Source organism: Microbacterium dauci (genome assembly GCF_030065535.1).
Classification (GTDB): Bacteria; Actinomycetota; Actinomycetes; order Actinomycetales; family Microbacteriaceae; genus Microbacterium; species Microbacterium dauci.
Genome location: NZ_JASJND010000004.1, coordinates 286,929 through 304,280 on the forward strand (window position 1 = coordinate 286,929; position 17,352 = coordinate 304,280).

Sequence of the window (17,352 nt, forward strand, 5' to 3'; positions counted from 1 at the left end):
CGACACGGTGTGTGTCAGTGTTCGGAACGCGGGGGAAGCCTGGATTGTTCCGGGCTCAGACGGCGGCGGGAAGTCCGTCGATCTCGGCGGCATCCACTGCCGGTGAGCCCGCGTCGCCACGTCCGGCGAGGTAGTGCTCGAGGTCGAGGGCGGCGATGGTGCCGCTGCCAGCAGCGGTGACCGCCTGACGGTAGGTGTCGTCGATCACGTCGCCAGCGGCGAAGACGCCCGTGACGGAGGTCTTCGACGTGCGACCGTCGACCCAGATGGTGCCGTGTTCGGTGAGGTCGAGCACGCCGTGCACGAGGTGCGTGCGCGGGTCGTGGCCGATCGCGACGAAGACACCCTCGAGGTCGAGCTCGCGCGTGCTGCCGTCGACGGTGTCGCGGAGGACGACGCCCGTGACCGCGTCATCGCCGAGGATGTCGACGATCTCGCTGTTCCAGACGAACTCGATCTTCTCGTTCGCCATGGCGCGGTCCTGCATGATCTTGGAGGCGCGCAGCTCGTCACGACGGTGGATCACATAGACCTTCGAGGCGAACTTGGTGAGGAACGTCGCCTCTTCCATCGCCGAGTCGCCGCCGCCGACGACGGCGATCGCCTTCTCGCGGAAGAAGAACCCATCGCACGTGGCGCAGTACGAGACGCCGCGACCGGACAGGCGCGACTCGCCCTCGATGCCGATCTTGCGCGGCGCGGAGCCCGTCGCGAAGACGATCGCCTCGGCCTCATGGGTGACACCGCTGCCGAGCGTGACCGACTTGATGTCACCCGAGAAATCAACTGCCGTGACGTCGTCGTACGCGACGGTGGCACCGAACTTCTCGGCCTGCTCCTGCATCTTCGCCATCAGGTCGGGCCCCATGACGCCCTCGGGGAACCCGGGGAAGTTCTCGACCTCGGTCGTGTTCATGAGCTCGCCGCCGACTTCGACGGAGCTGGCCACGACGAGGGGGGACAGGTTCGCGCGTGCCGCGTAGATCGCGGCCGTGAAACCCGCGGGGCCGGAGCCGATGATGATGACCTTGTGCACGCTGCATCCCTTCTCTTCCGGAGCGATGTTCGCGCTCCGGACATGTGCAACCAATCGTAGCCGCGCGACATTCCGGCGGGAGTGGGCGCACCGGGCGCACCCGGCGGACTCAGCGTCCGGGGAGGAAGCGGCGGAGCGCGCGGGTGGCGACCGCGAGTTCGGGGGTGCGGAACAGTGCCAGGAACCCCACGTAGACGAGCAGCGTCACGGCGCCGATGAGGGCGGCGCCGAGGAAGCCGAGGAAGCCGTTCGTCGTCGTCCACCCGTCCACGCCACCGGCGAGCAAGAAGAGACCGAGACCGACCAGGGCAGCCGGGACGGCGGCGACCACGAAGACGGCGATGCCACGACCCGCGTGTGCGAGCCCCAGCCGACCGAGACGACGCCGGAGCAGTGTCACCGCGAGTGCGAACTGCACGATGTTCGCCACCGACTGACCGAGTGCGATCACCGGCGCGAGCCAGACGAGCGGCAGGACGTCGTTGGCGGCCAGGATGCCGGCGGTCGTCGCGCTGGCGATGACGAGGATCGACTGGACGAGCGTGTAGAAGAACGGTGTCCGCGTGTCTTTCAGTGCGTAGAACGTGCGCTGGACACCGAACTGGAACGACAGCGGGAGGAGCGCGACGAGGTATGCGGCGAGGACGGCGGCGAACGCCACCGCGGCATCCGGGCTGTCGGTGAAGACACGGGCGAGCGGCACGATCGCGGCGAGCATTGCAGCGAGCACACCAACCATGAAGACGCCGACGGTGCGCGTGAGGGAGCTCAGGTCGGCCGTCACCGCTTCGGTCCGGCCCTCCGCCACGTGCTCGCTGAGCTGCGTGTAGTACGGGGTGCCGAGCGAGAGCACGATCACGCTGAACGGCAACATGAACAGGAGCCACGCGTACTGGAGAGTCGCGTTGGCGGCGGCCTCTCCCGACGCCAGGCCCACCACGTACACCTGGAAGGCACCGGCGATCTGTCCGACGACGACCATGAGGAATGTCCACCCGGCGAGACGACCGATGTCGCGGAGTCCGATCCCGCGCCACTGGAAGTCAGGCCTGACGTGCAGGCCCGCGCGACGCCAGAACAGGAACAGGATGAGCGCCTGCACGACGATGCCGGCTGTCGCGGTGCCACCCATGAGCGCGACCATCTCGGGGGTCCACCCGGATGCCGAGCGCCACGGTCCGAACAGCCAGATGAACGCTACAAAGCCGATGATCGAGACGATGTTGTTGACGATCGGCGCGAAGGCGAACGGACCGAAGATGCGCCGCGCGTTCAAGACTTCGCCGACGAGCGCGTACAGCCCGTAGAACAGGAGCTGCGGGAGACACCAGTACGCGAGGGCGAGCGTGAGCGCCTTGCCCTCGGGCGAGAACTCGCCACCGTAGATCTGCACCAGGACGGGGGCCGCCACGACCGCGAGCCCGGTCACGGCGGTGAGCACGACGAAGCCCAGCGTGAGGAGCTTCGAGACGAAGGCGCTGCCACCGTCGGTGTGCGTCTTCACGGCCTTGACGATCTGCGGCACGATGACGCCAGCAAGCAGGCCCGACGACACCAGGGTGTACACGGAATTGGGGAGCTGGTTGGCGACGGAGAACGCGTCGGCGGCGCGTCCGCCGACGACCGGGAGCGCGGCGGTCAGGACGATGTTGCGGACCAGGCCGGTCAGCCGCGAGGCAAGGGTGCCGGCGGCGACGGTCGCGCTCGCCTTACCCAGCCCGGCCATCGGACCGCACCACCCCTCGACGTCGGCGTCGCACCGTTCGGACGACGCCGAAGACCAGCAGCGCGGTCACGAGCACGCTCAGCGCGATCATCGCGAACGACTCCCACTCGGCCTGCACCTCGACGGCATAGGTCTGTCGATCGCCGAGTTGGATGCCGGTAGGGGTGCGCAGCTGCAGGTCGATGGACGAGCGGCCGCTGCCGACGAGTGCCTCGACCGGCACCTGGACGCGCGCGGTCTGCTCGCCGCCGACGGTGACGGGGGTGGAGCGCTGCACGACGAGCCGCGCGTCGTTCGGCACAGTGAGGAGTTCGACCGTCGCGGGCCACGGGAGGTCGTTGCGGACGGTGAACTGCAGCGCGGCGTTGGATCCGGCGAGCAGGATGTCCTGCCCCGGGATGAGCGCGACGCCGTCCGACCACGTGTCGATGCGCTCCTGATGCGCCGTCGCCGCGTCGGTCCAGGTGTCGGGCGTGCGCAGCCACGCGTTGCCGAGCAACTGCAGGACGGTGGCGCGCTCGTTCGACAGCAACAGGTCGGGATCTTCGAGGACGCTCGCGATCTGCTCCAGGTCGGGCGCGGCATCCAGGTATGCGGAGAGGGTCTCGACACGATCGGCATCCGGAGCGATCTCGTCGAGCGTCACGCGCGCCGGCGTCGTCTCCGCCAGTGCGTCCAAGCCGACCGCGAGCCGCGAGGGGAAGCCGGCGACGGCGAGGATGCTCTCGCGCATGGCCTCGCTCGACCGCCCTTCGGCGCGGTCGAGCGTCACGAGCAGGGGAGCGCTGTCGTCGAGTGTCGAGCGCGCCGTCAACGCGGCGAGCAGCGCCGCTCGGTCGACCGGGGACGTCGTCGACGAGGCGTCTTGCAGTGCGGTCGAGACCTCATCGTCGTAGACGAGGAGGTCGGCGCTGCCACCGACAGCCCGTGCCGCAGCATCGCCACGCGTGATGACGGATGACGGCAGCAGGGTGAGTGCGGCGTCGTCTTCGTCGGCCAGTGCCGCCGCGACCTCCGCGCCGGCGGTGCCCGTGGCCGGCCAGTAGACCGACGAACGGGTGGCGCCGACATCGAGGAGCTCCTCAGCCGTCGGCAGTTCGGTGACACCGGGCGTCGGACTCGGCGTGGCATCCGCTTCGGCCGACGCGAAGTTCGCGGCGTCGAGGTACGGCGCAAACGTCGTCATCTCGAGCGGCGTGCTCACCCCGGCGCCGATCTGCGTCGCGAGGTCGGCATCGCCATACTGCAGCGAGAACCGCTCGTTCGGCAGCGCCATGAGCTGCTCGAGCCACGTGACCGCTTCGGCCGGTGCCGCCGTTCCGAGCGCGCGGATGGATGCCACGATCGCGGGATCGACCGCGAGGATCGCGGGCGTCGCGGTGACCGCGTCGAGCTGGGCCCGGAGTTCGCCGTCGGCACCGGTCAGCTCGGCGAGGGCGTCGCCACCCAGGAGTCCGGTGGAGATTGCACCGGCGGTGATCGGCACGATCACGCCGATCGGCGCGGTGCCGCTCGCACTGCGCGGCAGCACGATCACGCTGCGGGCGACCACCCGTTCGCCGTCCGTCTCGTACGTCGCACGGATCGGGTAGATGCCGTTCGACAGGTCGTCGAGCCCAGCGTCCGAGGCATCCACGGCGATCGTCTGCGCGTCTTCGCTCTGCCCGGGGATCTCGTCGGTCTCAGCGGTCGACACTTCGATGAACGAGCCCGCGGCGGTGCCGCTCTCGAGCCACGTGTCGAGCGCCGCCTCCGAGGTCAGCCCCCGAGCGCCCCGTTCGATGGTCACCTCCCCGGCCGCGAGCGGGTCGGGGCCGGGGTTCGCGGTCGACAGCGAGAGCACGAGCTGCTGCGTCGTGGAGACGACACCCTGATTCGCCGGCGCCATCGAGAACGACACCTCGGGAACGGCAGCCTCGTCGTCGGTCGCGGCTGCCGCCGGGAGCGGAGCGAGCAGGAGCGCGCTCGCGACCACGGCGCCGACCCAACGAGCCAGGCGCCCGCCTGCGCCGATGCGCGACGGGACCGGCGCGGTGGCGCGTCCCGTGGCAGGCGAGGAGAAGGTCATGGCGAGGTCGTTTTCCTGGGCGATACGGGACCGCACCATCGGGAGCGATTCTAGGGCGCACTGCCTGTGGAACCCCCGACCTCAGCGGTGCGCCCCCGCGAGCGGTTGAATGGGACCGTGCCCGATCTCCCCGCCATCGACTCCGCGCTCGTCGCCGCCCTCCGCACCGACCTCGCCGCGGCCGACTTCACTGCCGACGCCGTCCGCGTCGCGTGGGGGCCGGTCGCCGACGCCGCGACCGGACGCGGCCTGCTCGGTCCGGCGCTGCGCGCCCTCGAGGGGCGCACCGACCCGCTCGCCGTGCTCGCGCGGTCGTTGTACCTCGGGGGCGCGGCATCCGTCGCCGACATGGATGCCGCGCTGCCGACCACCGGCGCACGAGGGCTGGCCGCGCTCGGCCTCGTTCGGATCGACGGGGACGAGGTCACCCCGACGGTGCTGCTGCGACCGCAGGACATGACGGACGCCGACGGCGACACCCAGTGGTGGGTCGCGAGCGACCTCGACGAGGCCGCGCTCGGCGGTGCGCTGCCGACCGGCCACGTACTCGGTGTCGGCGGCGCCTCGCTGACGCTCGCCGGGCTGCAGCTGACCACGCCCGCTCGTCGCGTGCTCGACCTGGGGACGGGGTGCGGCATCCAAGCACTGCGTGCACGACGTGCGGCACCGCAGGTCATCGCGACCGACGTCTCGGCGCGGGCGCTGTGGTTCACCGAGCTCAACGTCGCGCTGAACGACCTCGGCGGCGTCGAGACGAGACTCGGCAGCCTCTTCGAGCCGGTCGCCGGGGAGCAGTTCGACCGCGTCGTCTCGAACCCGCCGTTCGTCATCACGCCGCGCGTGGCCGGCGTCCCCGAGTACGAGTACCGCGACGCGGGCTTCGCGGGCGACGACCTCGTGTCAGCGTTCGTCCGCGGCGTCGGCGACGTGCTCATCCCGGGCGGCACCGCGCAGCTGCTCGGCAACTGGGAGTACCGCGGCGGCGGTGACGGTCTCGATCGCGTGCGCGGCTGGGTCGCGGCATCCGCTGTCCCGCTCGACGCGTGGATCGTGGAACGCGAGCAGCTCGACCCGCTCGCGTATGCCGAGCTCTGGGTGCGCGACGGCGGCACGGTGCCCGGCAGCCCCGAGTACGCGCGGCTCATCGAGGCGTGGCTCGCCGATTTCGCCGCGCGCGGCGTGACGGCGATCGGCTTCGGCTACCTGCTGCTGCGCCGGACGCCGATCGGGATGCCACCCCTCGCCCGCTACGAGCGGATCGGTCAGCCCGTCGCGGGCGCCCTCGGCCCGCACCTCGGCGAGGCGCTCGGCGCGTGGGACCGGCTCGGGCTGCTCGACGACGAGGCGCTCGCCGCGTCGACCGTGATCGTGGCGGGCGACGTCACCGAGGCGCGACACCACCGCCCCGGTGACGAGGACCCGACGGTCATCGAGCTGCGGCAGGGCGGCGGGTTCGCCCGCGTGCTTGACGTCGACCCCGCGCTCGCGGCGCTCGTCGGGGCATCCGACGGCGACCTCCCCGTCGGCGTGCTCATCGACGCGATCGCCGACCTGCTCGACGCGGATGCCGCCGCGCTCCGCGCCGACCTCCTCCCGCGCGTGCGCGAGCTCGTCTTCACCGGGTTCCTGCGGTTGGCCTGAGGCGTCGGGGCGTCGCCGCCGCGCGCGACCACAACTCAGGCTGTTTCAGCGTGTTCGGGCTGTTCATCGCGGTCGCGACGCGTTCTGCCTGAGTTGTGCGCCGGTCGACCTCGTACGTCGCCCCGGCGCGCGAATGCAATGGACCCGGTCCGACATTCCGGGAGATGGATGCCGCTGCCCTGCGTGTTGCGCGGCATCCATTGCAATCGTGCTTGGCGACCCGCTCGGTCCACCGCGGACCCGGCACACCACGGGGCAGCGTCGCGGCCGCCGATAAACTCGGAGGCATGCTGAACATGGTCGACGGTCTCGCGCGCCTGGGGGCGCTGGCCGAGTCGCCGGTCACCGCGGCGCTCGGCCGCGCGTTCGCCGACGCGGGCTTCGAGCTCGCGGTCGTGGGCGGCCCCGTGCGCGACGCGCTCCTCGGCCGCCCGACGAACGACCTCGACTACACGACGAACGCCCGTCCGGACGACATCCTGCGCATCGCGAAGCCGCTCGCGACGGCGACGTGGGACATCGGCCGCGCCTTCGGCACCATCGGCGCGAAGGTGCAGGGCGAGCAGGTCGAGATCACCACGTACCGCGCCGACAGCTACGACGGGGTCACCCGCAAGCCCACCGTCGCGTTCGGCGAGACGCTCGAAGAAGACCTGCTGCGCCGCGACTTCACGGTCAACGCGATGGCGCTCCGTGTGCCCGGCCCCTCGCTCGTCGACCCCACCGGCGGTGTCGAAGACCTCGTCGCGGGCACGCTCCGCACCCCGACCGACCCCGACGTCAGCTTCGGCGACGACCCGCTGCGCATGCTCCGAGCGGCGCGCTTCGCGAGCCAGCTCGGCATGGACGTCGCGGACGCCACCGTCGACGCGATGGAACGCCTCGCGCCGACGCTCGACATCGTGAGCCCCGAGCGCATCCAGGGCGAGCTGGTGAAGCTCCTCCAGGCCGGGGCGCCGGATCGCGGCATCCGTCTGCTCGTCGACACCGGACTGATGGGGCGCTTCCTGCCCGAGGTCCCCGCGCTGCGCCTCGAGGTCGACGAGCACCACCACCACAAGGACGTGTACGAGCACTCGCTGACGGTGCTGACGCAGACCATCGACCTCGAAGGCGCGCGTCACCCGGATGCCGCGCCCGACGTCACCCTGCGACTGGCGGCGCTGCTGCACGACATCGGTAAGCCGGCGACCCGCAAGCTCGAGCGTGGCGGCGCGGTGAGCTTCCACCACCACGACGTCAAGGGTGCGCGGATGGCGCGCAAGCGCCTGCAGGCGTTGCGCTTCGACGGTGCGACGATCGACGCCGTCGCGCAGCTCATCGAGCAGCACCTGCGGTTCTTCGGGTACTCCGAGGGTGCCTGGACCGACTCGGCCGTGCGGCGCTACGTCCGCGATGCGGGTGAGCAGCTCGAGCGGCTGCACATCCTGACCCGCGCCGACGTGACGACCCGCAATAAGCGCAAGGCGAACCGCCTGCGCACGGCGTACGACGACATCGAGGCGCGCATCGCGCAGCTCGCCGAGCAGGAGGAGCTCGACGCCATGCGCCCCGAGCTCGACGGCAACCGCATCCAGGAGCTGCTCGGCATCGGCCCCGGCCGCGAGGTCGGCGAGGCGTACCGGTTCCTGCTCGAGATTCGCCTCGACGAGGGCGTCATCGGACCGGATGCCGCCGAGCGGCGCCTCCTCGATTGGTGGGCTGCCCGGGGCTGAGCCCTTGCACGCGGCGGGTCACTCCCCGTCCGGCTCGAACACGGTCTCGATCGTCGTCTCGAACAGGCGGGCGATGCGGAACGCGAGCGGCAGGCTGGGGTCGAAGCGCCCGCGTTCGATGGAGATGATCGTCTGGCGCGAGACGCCGAGCTCGTCGGCGAGGCGCTGCTGCGACCAGCCGCGGGCCTGACGGAGTGCGGGCAGGGAGTTCAGCACGCTCAGCCCCGACGTCGCGCGATCAGATAGCGGATGCCGCAGCTGCCCATCGCGACGACGAGCACGCCGATCAGGGCGATCAGCATGTCGACGCGGATGCTGGTGATGGCGAAGAACGCCGTGCCGAGGCCCGTGATCAGTAGCGTGTCCGAGAACGCGCCCTGCGCGGCCTTGTCGTACCAGGCGCCCTCGATGGACTCCTCGGGGCGGTCGATCGCGCCGCGGATGGTCTCGCGATCGACGAGGAACGCCCACACCAGGCCGACGAGCGCCGGCAGGGTGACGACGGTGAAACCGATCCCGACGATGAACGGCGGGGTGGGGGCGTTCCACATCGCGCCGGCGGTGGCGCCGACCGCGACGGCGAGCACGAGGCCGGCCGGGATCGCGATCGCCATCGCTGGGGTGCGGCTGCCGCCGCGCAGGCGGCCCCATCGCGTGCGGTCGAGCTGTGGCGCGGTGTCGCCGATGCCGGCCATGATGTCCTCCGATATGTCAAGGTCGCTTTACTGTAAAGCAACCTCGACACAGACGGAACGATCGGCGCAAGGCCGTCGTCAAAGGCGTCGCGCTGCGGTGAGGTCGATGACGAAGAGCGCGGCGCCCTGAAGGACGATCGCGAGACCGTGTCCGCGGGCATCCGCCCGGCTCAGGCGCCCCCCGAACGAGGGCGTACGCGCCGCGAGGTGGGCGCCGGTGGCGACGTAACCGACGTCGAGCGCCGCGTTCACCAAGAGGATGCGGCGCAGCATCCGCTTCTTCGGGACGCCGCCCTGTCGTCGGGTGAACTCCGCGAGGGCGACGTCGATCGCCCCCCACATCAGGTTCTGCAGACCGAACGCGCGGGTGCGCGGGAACAGCGCGAGGGCGCCGCCGATGACGACGGATGCCGTGCCCCACCGCGTCAGGCGGCGGACGACGACGGCGGCGACGGTCCTCGTGGAGCTCATGGCTTCATCATCGCCCGGCGGCGGGGCCCCCGGGGCCGTTCGCCTTTCACGATCTGCCGCCGGCGACGGCGTGTCGTGACGGGCGAGGGCGGGTGGTCGCCTCGCCGCGGGCCGCCGCCGCCCTGTCGCTCGGGGGGCACGCCGATCTAGACTGACCGGCACCGCTCCTTCGACGATGATCGGAGCCCCATGAGCTCGCCGTGGTCCGCCCGGGTCGAGGTCGCGCCCGCCACCTCGCGCCTGTTGATCGAGCGCGCGCACGAGGAGCTGCTCGCCGGGAACGCCGGCGACCCGCGACTCGAGGACGTCCGGCCGCTGGTCCGGGAATCGTGGCGCCGGTCGCTGGCCTCGGATGCCGCCGCCGAAGGGCTCCCACGCCTCGACATGACGGCCGACGAACTCGACGCCTACCGGCGGGCGCACCCGCTCGCAAGCGTCATGGAGATGGTGCGATCGCTCCTGCTGCCCGGTTCCGCCGAGGACTCGGGTGTCATCGTCGCGGTCGGGGACGCCTCGGGTCGCCTCCTGTGGGTCGAGGGCGACCGCGGGGTGCGCACCCTCACCGGCGACATGGGGTTCGTCGCCGGCGCGGACTGGGCCGAGGCATCCGTCGGCACGTCGGCGCCCGGTACGGCGCTCGCGCTCGACCGGGCGGTGCAGATCCGGCAGGCCGAGCACTTCAACCGCTTCGTGCAGCCGTGGTCGTGCACCGCGGCGCCGGTCCACGACCCCGAGACCCGGCGCCTGCTCGGGGTGATCGACGTCACCGGCGGCAGCGAGGCCGTCACGCCGCAGGCCCAACTCCTCGTCGACGCGACGGCGCGCGCCATCGAGAGCGAGCTGCTCGTCGGACGGCTGCGCTCCCGCGCCGAGGCGCCCCGGCGCCGAGCCCTCCGCGCCGCGACCGTCCGGCACGCGACCCTGCGGGTGCTGGGGCGCGACCGGGCGCTGCTCGAGACGGAGGGGGATGCCGCGGCATCCGTCGTCGAGCTCAGCGCACGACACGCGGAGATCCTGCTCATGCTCGCCAGCCATCGCGAAGGCCTGTCGGCCGAGGCGCTCGCCGATCTCGTCTACGGCGAGCCCGCGGTCGAGACCCTGCGACCCGAGATGGTGCGCCTGCGCAGGGTGCTCGAGAAGCAGGCGCCGCAGCTCGTGCCGCTCTCGCGCCCGTACCGGCTGCCCGCGGAGCTCGAGACCGACGTTCAGCACGTCGTGTCGCTGCTCGACCGCGGGGCGCACCGCGTCGCGCTCGCCGCGTACACCGGGCCGGTGCTGCCGGACTCCGTCGCGCCCGGGGTGGAGGAGCTGCGCACGTCGGTGCGGGCCACCCTGCGCGAGACGATGATCGGCGAAGCCGGCGTCGAAGCGCTGCTCGCCTACGCCGACAGCGCCGACGGACGGGAGGATGCCGAGGTGCTCCGGCTCTGCCTGCGCATGCTGCCGCCGCGCTCGCCGCGTCGCCCCGGGCTCGTCGCCCGGCTCGAGGCCCTCACCGCCTGACGGGTCGTTCCCCTGTCGCAAACGGCAGGCCGCCGCGGCGTGTTGCGACAGGCGAAGGCGGGGACGGGGGATGCCGGGCGCAACCGGATGCAACGTTGCGCGGCGTAGCGTGCCGGCATCCGATCCGCGGCGCTGACGCCGCACCCATGTCCGTCGAAGGAGACAACATGACCATCGTCGAAGAGGGCGTCTCGAGCGTCTACGCCGCACCCGGAACGCGCGGCGCCGTCGCGGAGTACCGCGCCCGGTACGGCCACTACATCGGCGGCGAGTTCGTCGAACCCGTCAAGGGCCAGTACTTCGAGAACATCACCCCGGTGACGGGCAAGCCGTTCTGCGAGGTCGGTCGCGGCACGGTCGAAGACATCGACCGTGCGGTGGACGTCGCATGGAAGGCATTCGCGTCGTGGAAGAAGACCACGCCCGCCGAGCGCGCTGTGATCCTCAACAAGATCGCCGACCGCATGGAGGAGCACCTCGAGAAGATCGCCGTCGCCGAGACGTGGGAGAACGGCAAGCCGGTCCGCGAGACGCTCGCCGCGGACATCCCCCTTGCCATCGACCACTTCCGCTACTTCGCCGGTGTCCTGCGGGCGCAAGAGGGGTCGCTCAGCCAGATCGACGAAGACACCGTGGCGTATCACTTCCACGAGCCGCTCGGCGTGGTGGGTCAGATCATCCCGTGGAACTTCCCGATCCTCATGGCCACCTGGAAGCTCGCTCCCGCGCTCGCCGCCGGCAACTGCGTCGTGCTGAAGCCGGCCGAGCAGACCCCGGCATCCCTGCTGTTCCTGTTCGAGATCATCGGCGACCTGCTTCCCGCCGGCGTCGTGAACATCGTCAACGGCTTCGGCATCGAGGCGGGCGCACCGCTCGCGCAGCACAAGCGCATCCGCAAGGTCGCGTTCACGGGTGAGACGACCACCGGCCGCCTCATCATGCAGTACGCCTCGCAGAACCTCATTCCGGTGACGCTCGAGCTTGGTGGCAAGAGCGCCAACATCTTCTTCGAAGACGTGGCGCGAGGCCGGGACGACTACTACGACAAGGCACTCGAGGGCTTCACCTTCTTCGCCCTCAACCAGGGCGAGGTGTGCACCTGTCCGTCGCGCGCGCTCATCCAGCGCTCGGTCTACGACCAGTTCTTGGGCGACGCGCTCGACCGCGTCGGCAAGATCGTGCAGGGCAACCCGCTCGACCCGGCGACGATGATCGGCGCACAGGCATCCAACGATCAGCTCGAGAAGATCCTCAGCTACATCGACATCGGCAAGCAGGGCGGCGCGAAGCTGCTCACCGGCGGTGAGCGGGTCGACCTCGGCGGCGACCTGAGCGGTGGCTACTACATCCAGCCGACGGTGTTCGAGGGCACGAACGACATGCGCATCTTCCAGGAGGAGATCTTCGGACCCGTCGTCTCGGTCACCAGCTTCGACGACTTCGACGACGCGATCAGCATCGCGAACGACACCCTCTACGGTCTGGGTGCCGGAGTGTGGAGCCGCTCCGGCGACACCGCCTACCGCGCGGGTCGGGCGATCGAGGCCGGACGGGTCTGGACGAACACGTACCACCAGTACCCCGCGCACGCCGCGTTCGGCGGGTACAAGCAGTCGGGCATCGGCCGCGAGAACCACCTGAAGATGCTTGACCACTACCAGCAGACGAAGAACCTGCTGGTGTCGTATGCCGAAGGTGCGATGGGCTTCTTCTGAGCTCGCACCGGATCATGAGCGAGACGATGTTCAGCAGGGTCGCCGTCACCGCAGATGCGGCGGCCCTGCTGCGCACCCTGACCGCCCAGCACGGCCCGCTGATGTTCCATCAGTCGGGCGGATGCTGCGACGGCAGCGCCCCCATGTGTTACCCGGTCGGCATGTTCGTCATCGGTCCGAGCGACGTGCACCTGGGTGACCTCGATGTCGGCCTCGACGACCCCATCGAGGTCTACATGTCGGAGAGCCAGTTCGAGTACTGGAAGTTCACGCACCTCACCATCGACGTCGTCCCCGGTCGCGGCGCCGGCTTCAGCGTCGAAGGACCGACGGGCATGCGATTCCTCATCCGGTCGCGCATGCTGACCGATGCCGAGGCGGATGCCGCCGGACTCCGCTGACCGATGACGTGAAGAGCCCCTCACCCGATCGTCCGGGTGAGGGGCTCTTCGTCGCACGATCAGCCCGCGCAGGCGGTCGAGATCTCGCTGCTGGCGTCGATGAGGCCCGTCGTGGTCTCCTGGAAACCGGCCGAAGCCTCGTTCAGCGCCTCGGTGTCCTGCGACTCCGCCGCTGCGGCGATCTCGCCGAAGATCGTCTCGAACTCGCCCCAGGCGGTCGAGTACGACTCGAATGCCGCGGAGACGTCGGCGTTGGTGATCTGCCCCGCGATCTCGTCGATCTTCGTGCTCGTCTCGGCGACGAGCGCCTCAGCCGCGGCGGTGTCGCCCGAGGTCATCGCCTCGGACAGCTCGGTGCTGGCCTCGTTGAGGGAAGACGAGAGCTCCGTCATCTCGGTCTGGAGGATCATGCACGCGTCGGCGACGCTCTGGTCGCCCGCGGGGGCCTCTTCGGTTTCGGTTTCGGGCGCCTCGGCCTCGGCGGACGAGGAGGTCTCGTCGGTGGGCTCCTCGGCAGGGCCGGCGCAGCCGGTGAGGGCGAGCAGGGCGATGGCGGCGGCGGCGAGGCCGGTGGACACGGTCAGCTTGTGCGGCATGTGATCTTCTCCTTGGTTCGCGCCGGAGGCGTGCGACCCGCAGGAAACGCCCCCCGACGGGCGGCAACGATACCGGGAGCGACATCCGATCCCCATCCGCTAGGCACGGCGTGCGCTGGTCGCTACACTGCGTCGATCCGGCATCGCTGCGGCATCCGGTGCCGCAGATGCGCACTCGTAAGCCGACGTTCACCGAACCGCCACCCCGAGGTCACGATCGATTGTGACCATGGCGGCGTGCCGAAACCGATCGTGACCGTCATCCTCCCCGCGAAGGATGCCGCTCCGTTCATCGCCACGACCCTCATGACCCTCGCGCGACAGTTCGAGGACACCTCGCGGCTCCGACTGATCGCGATCGACGACGGCTCGACGGACGAGACCGGCGCGCAGATGCTGCACTACGGCGAGCAGTTCGATCACGTCCAGGTGATCGCGAACCCCGTCCCCAAGGGGCTCGCAGCGGCGCGCAATCAGGGGCTCGATCGCGTCGACACCGAATACTTCTGCTTCGTCGACGGCGACGACTGGATGCAGCCGGGACGGCTGGACGCGCTCGTCGAGACGATGCGGCAGCTGGAATGCGACTTCGTGCGCACCGACCACCTGACGGTCACCGACACGCAGCGCAAGATCATCCGCGCCCCGCACCCGTGGCGTGGCGTCGTCGCGCCGGCGCGCGATGCGATCCTCCCGATCGACGACAACTCGATGGTCGACTACCCGTATGCGTGGGCCGGTATGTTCCACCGCCGGATGCTCGACGACGGTCTCGTCGAGTTCCCGACCGGGTTGCACACGGCCGAGGATCGACCCTGGATCTGGCGCCTTCACCTCTCTGACGCGTCGTTCGCCGTCGTCGACGCACCGTCGATCCTGTACCGCCGCGGTGTCTCCACCTCGCTCACCCAGGTGTTCGATCGGCGACAGCTCGACTTCATCCCGGCGTTCGCGCAGGCCTACGAGCTGGTCGACGCCGATCGTGACGCCGACCTGTATCGCCCCAAGATCGTCGCGACGATCCTCGCGATCTGCTCCCACCACCTCTTCCGGGCGCGGGCAATGGCGGCGCCGCATCGAGCGGAGCTGCGCACCGGACTGCGAGAACTTCTCCGTCCGATCCCGGACGACGAGCTCGACGGTGCGATCTCGCGACTCTCGGATCGGCGTCGACGCCTGCTCGCCCGCACGGTGCGAGAGGTGCGGCGGGCATGACGCAGGTCTTCGCCCCGCACTCGACGTTCGGGCTCATGACCGTGGTGGCCGCCATCGACGCGGGGGTGATCCCCCCGACGAAGGGCGAGCGCATCCTGTTGGCCGTGAACTCGGCCGTCGTGCCTGAAGCCAGCACCGGTATCGACGAGATCCCGCACCTGCGGGGCTTGCTCCGACGCTTCGACCGCGTCGAGTCCCTCAACGAGCTCATCGCGCCGACCCACCCGACGCAGTGGGCGCCGTCGCCCGAAGACCTCGTGGTCGTCGAACGGCTGCTGCGACGCACCTGGGGGCTCGGCGCCGGGCCGGTGCAGCTGTACGTGCAGAGTCCGCAGGTCGCACCCGCCCGCACCCTCGCGGCGATGTTCGGCTCCGCCGAGCTGGGCGTCATCGGCGATGGACTGATGACCTATGCGCCGATGCGCGTCGCACTCCCCGCCTCGATGCTGTCGCGGATGACGAGCGTCATCGCCGCCGACATCGTCCCCGGCGTCGCACCGCTCGTGCTCTCGGAGCGCGGCGTTCCGTTCCGCGCGGTCCCCGTCGAGGGCATGCGGGCCGTGCTCGACGAGGTCGAGGCCGAGGTGGTCGACGCGCGACTCGCGCGACTCACACGGACCTCCCCGCGCACGGTGCTCGTGCTCGGGCAGTATCTCGCTGCGCTCGGACTGGTGTCCGCGGCCGAGGAAGCGGCGATGCAGCGCGACATGGTCGACGCCGCCCTCGCCTGGTCGCCGGAGCGGATCGTCTTCAAGCCTCATCCTTCGGCGCCGCCCGTCGCCGCCGACGCCGTGGTGGCCCGCGCACGCGAGCTCGACCTCGAGGTCGACGTCTACTCCGGTGACGTCCCCGCGGAGCTGGTCGCCCGGCGGCTCGACCCGGTCGGCGTCGTTGCGGGCTTCTCCACCGCGCTGCCCACGGTGCACGCGCTCGCCGCGACCCCGATCGCCGCGGTCGGCACCGAGACCCTCCTCGCGCGGTTCCGTCCGTACGAGAACAGCAACCGCATGGCCGTGACGATCGTCGACGCGATGACCCGAGCGGATGCCGCGACCCCGATGCGCGATCTGGTGTGCGCGGTCGGCTACGCGATGCAGCCCGAGATCATGCGGCATCTGCGTCCGCGCGCGGTCGAGGTCATCGGTGCGATGAGCGCCGCGGACCGCGAGCGGTACGTCGGATCGCGCCGACTGACCGAGCTGCACCTGCCGGGTGCGGACGGCTCCCTCGGCGCGCGGCTGCGGTTCGCACCGGCATCCGTCAGCCGACTCGAACAGGCGCGACTCGTCGCCCGCGGCGCGCGCCGTCGGGCGGGTCGGGCATGGAAGGAATTGAAGGGCCGATGAGCAGCATCGACGTCGTCGCCGTGATCCCCGCCCGCGGCGGATCGAAGGGCGTGCCGCGCAAGAACGTCCGACGGGTGGGCGGTGTACCGCTCATCGCTCGCGCCGTTCAGGCGGCCAGCGCCGCGGCATCCGTCGATCTCGTCGTCGTCTCGACGGACGACGCCGACATCGCCGCAGCCGCGACGGCCGCCGGCGCCCGCATCGTGACGCGACCGGCCGACCTCGCCGGCGACACCGCGTCGTCGGAGTCCGCCCTTCTCCACGCCCTCGAGAGGCTCGACGCCGACGGGATCAGCCCGGAGGTGCTCGTGTTCCTGCAGGCCACGTCGCCGTTCATCCCGAGCGAGGGCATCGACGAGGCGGTCGACGCCGTCCGCGGCGAGTACGACTCGGCCTTCTCTGCGGTCGAGACCTACGGCTTCCTCTGGCAGCGCGGGGCCGAGACGGCGACGGGCATCAACCACGAGGCATCCCATCGTCCCCGGCGGCAGGACCGCGAGCCGCACTACCTCGAGACCGGGGCGTTCTATGCGATGGATGCCGCCGGCTTCCGCCGTGCCGGGCACCGCTTCTTCGGGCGCACCGCGATCATCGAGGTGCCCGAGCGCACGGCGATCGAGATCGACGACAAGCATCAGCTGAAGCTCGCCCGGGCGCTGGCTCCGCTCGTGTCGCCGGCCGAGAAGATCGACGTCGACGCGGTCGTCACCGACTTCGACGGCGTGCACACCGACGACACCGCGCGGGTCGACGTCGACGGCCGCGAATCCGTGCGGGTGAGCCGGTCGGACGGGATGGGCGTCTCGCTGCTGCGGCGGGCGGGTGTGCCGGTGTTCATCCTGTCGAGCGAGACGAACCCGGTCGTGCGCGCGCGAGCCGAGAAGCTGCAGGTGCCGGTCGTGCACGGGGTCGCCGACAAGGCGACGGTGCTGCGGGAGTGGGCGGAGCGCGAGGGCGTCGCGCTCGAGCGCATCGCGTACCTCGGCAACGACGTCAACGACCTGCCCGCGTTCGCGCTCGTCGGCTGGCCGATCGCGACCGCCGACGCGCACCCGACGGTCCGCGCGGCGGCCCGAGTCGTCCTCGGTCGACGCGGCGGCGACGGTGCGGTGCGCGAACTCGCCGACCGGGTGTTGCAGGACTGACAGCCGACGGTCCGGCGGCGGCCACCCCCGGTTCAACGCTCGTTCATCACCCCGGCGGACGCTGAGGAAGCACGAGCAG

General features: G+C 70.8%; 15 protein-coding genes. 8 read left to right on the top strand and 7 right to left on the bottom strand.

What is annotated here, in order from left to right:
* Nucleotides 1-55: 55 nt before the first annotated feature.
* The 3 genes from trxB to QNI14_RS06405 form a co-directional block, all read right to left on the bottom strand.
* Entirely contained in the window at nt 56-1,036 is a 981-nt protein-coding gene (gene trxB / locus QNI14_RS06395) for a thioredoxin-disulfide reductase (RefSeq protein ID WP_283715621.1), read from the bottom strand.
* A 109-nt stretch (nt 1,037-1,145) separates the two neighbouring features.
* Nucleotides 1,146-2,762, bottom strand: coding sequence for a murein biosynthesis integral membrane protein MurJ (gene murJ / locus QNI14_RS06400; protein ID WP_283715622.1), 1,617 nt, complete (start codon nt 2,760-2,762; stop codon nt 1,146-1,148).
* A complete protein-coding gene (locus QNI14_RS06405; RefSeq protein WP_283715624.1) occupies nt 2,746-4,869 on the bottom strand; it encodes a DUF6049 family protein in 2,124 nt (707 codons plus the stop codon). Before QNI14_RS06405 ends, murJ begins: the two co-directional genes overlap by 17 nt.
* Nucleotides 4,870-4,947: 78 nt before the next feature.
* Between QNI14_RS06405 and QNI14_RS06410 the strand changes: the two genes are divergently transcribed.
* Complete coding sequence (locus QNI14_RS06410) at nt 4,948-6,471, top strand: class I SAM-dependent methyltransferase (protein WP_283715626.1); 1,524 nt, start codon at nt 4,948-4,950, stop codon at nt 6,469-6,471.
* Nucleotides 6,472-6,758: 287 nt separating this feature from the next.
* A complete protein-coding gene (locus QNI14_RS06415) occupies nt 6,759-8,186 on the top strand; it encodes a CCA tRNA nucleotidyltransferase (RefSeq protein ID WP_283715628.1) in 1,428 nt (475 codons plus the stop codon).
* Between the two features lie 18 nt (nt 8,187-8,204).
* Here QNI14_RS06415 and QNI14_RS06420 read toward each other — a convergent pair whose 3' ends face one another.
* The 3 genes from QNI14_RS06420 to QNI14_RS06430 form a co-directional block, all read right to left on the bottom strand.
* Nucleotides 8,205-8,402, bottom strand: a complete 198-nt coding sequence (locus QNI14_RS06420) for a helix-turn-helix transcriptional regulator (protein WP_283715629.1) — start codon at nt 8,400-8,402, stop codon at nt 8,205-8,207.
* Nucleotides 8,403-8,404: 2 nt separating this feature from the next.
* Nucleotides 8,405-8,881, bottom strand: coding sequence for a hypothetical protein (locus tag QNI14_RS06425; protein WP_283715631.1), 477 nt, complete (start codon nt 8,879-8,881; stop codon nt 8,405-8,407).
* A 78-nt stretch (nt 8,882-8,959) separates the two neighbouring features.
* Complete coding sequence (locus QNI14_RS06430) at nt 8,960-9,352, bottom strand: DUF6992 family protein (protein ID WP_283715632.1); 393 nt, start codon at nt 9,350-9,352, stop codon at nt 8,960-8,962.
* 189 nt (nt 9,353-9,541) lie between these two features.
* On the opposite strand from QNI14_RS06430, the gene QNI14_RS06435 reads away from it, so the two are divergent.
* The 3 genes from QNI14_RS06435 (at nt 9,542) to QNI14_RS06445 (ending at nt 12,971) form a co-directional block, all read left to right on the top strand.
* Nucleotides 9,542-10,855 carry a helix-turn-helix domain-containing protein gene (locus tag QNI14_RS06435; RefSeq protein ID WP_283715633.1) on the top strand — a complete coding sequence of 438 codons (1,314 nt, stop codon included), beginning with the start codon at nt 9,542-9,544 and terminating at the stop codon, nt 10,853-10,855.
* Nucleotides 10,856-11,022: 167 nt separating this feature from the next.
* Entirely contained in the window at nt 11,023-12,570 is a 1,548-nt protein-coding gene (gene exaC / locus QNI14_RS06440; protein WP_283715635.1) for an acetaldehyde dehydrogenase ExaC, read from the top strand.
* 14 nt (nt 12,571-12,584) lie between these two features.
* Complete coding sequence (locus QNI14_RS06445) at nt 12,585-12,971, top strand: DUF779 domain-containing protein (RefSeq protein ID WP_283715637.1); 387 nt, start codon at nt 12,585-12,587, stop codon at nt 12,969-12,971.
* A 59-nt stretch (nt 12,972-13,030) separates the two neighbouring features.
* On the opposite strand, the gene QNI14_RS06450 is transcribed toward QNI14_RS06445, so the two are convergent.
* Nucleotides 13,031-13,567 (bottom strand): hypothetical protein, encoded by a 537-nt coding sequence (locus QNI14_RS06450; RefSeq protein ID WP_283715639.1) that lies wholly within the window; start codon nt 13,565-13,567, stop codon nt 13,031-13,033.
* A gap of 237 nt (nt 13,568-13,804) precedes the next feature.
* Between QNI14_RS06450 and QNI14_RS06455 the strand changes: the two genes are divergently transcribed.
* Genes QNI14_RS06455 through QNI14_RS06465 form a run of 3 tightly spaced genes read left to right on the top strand, consistent with a single transcriptional unit; the run spans nt 13,805 to nt 17,273 of the window.
* On the top strand, nt 13,805-14,782 hold the full coding sequence (locus QNI14_RS06455) for a glycosyltransferase family 2 protein (protein WP_283715640.1): 978 nt from the start codon (nt 13,805-13,807) through the stop codon (nt 14,780-14,782).
* A complete protein-coding gene (locus QNI14_RS06460) occupies nt 14,779-16,128 on the top strand; it encodes a polysialyltransferase family glycosyltransferase (RefSeq protein WP_283715641.1) in 1,350 nt (449 codons plus the stop codon). Before QNI14_RS06455 ends, QNI14_RS06460 begins: the two co-directional genes overlap by 4 nt.
* The gene (locus QNI14_RS06465; protein WP_283715643.1) at nt 16,125-17,273 is read left to right on the top strand and encodes an acylneuraminate cytidylyltransferase; all 1,149 of its coding nucleotides are present in this window, start codon (nt 16,125-16,127) and stop codon (nt 17,271-17,273) included. The genes QNI14_RS06460 and QNI14_RS06465 overlap by 4 nt, the downstream gene beginning before the upstream one ends.
* Nucleotides 17,274-17,352: the final 79 nt, after the last annotated feature.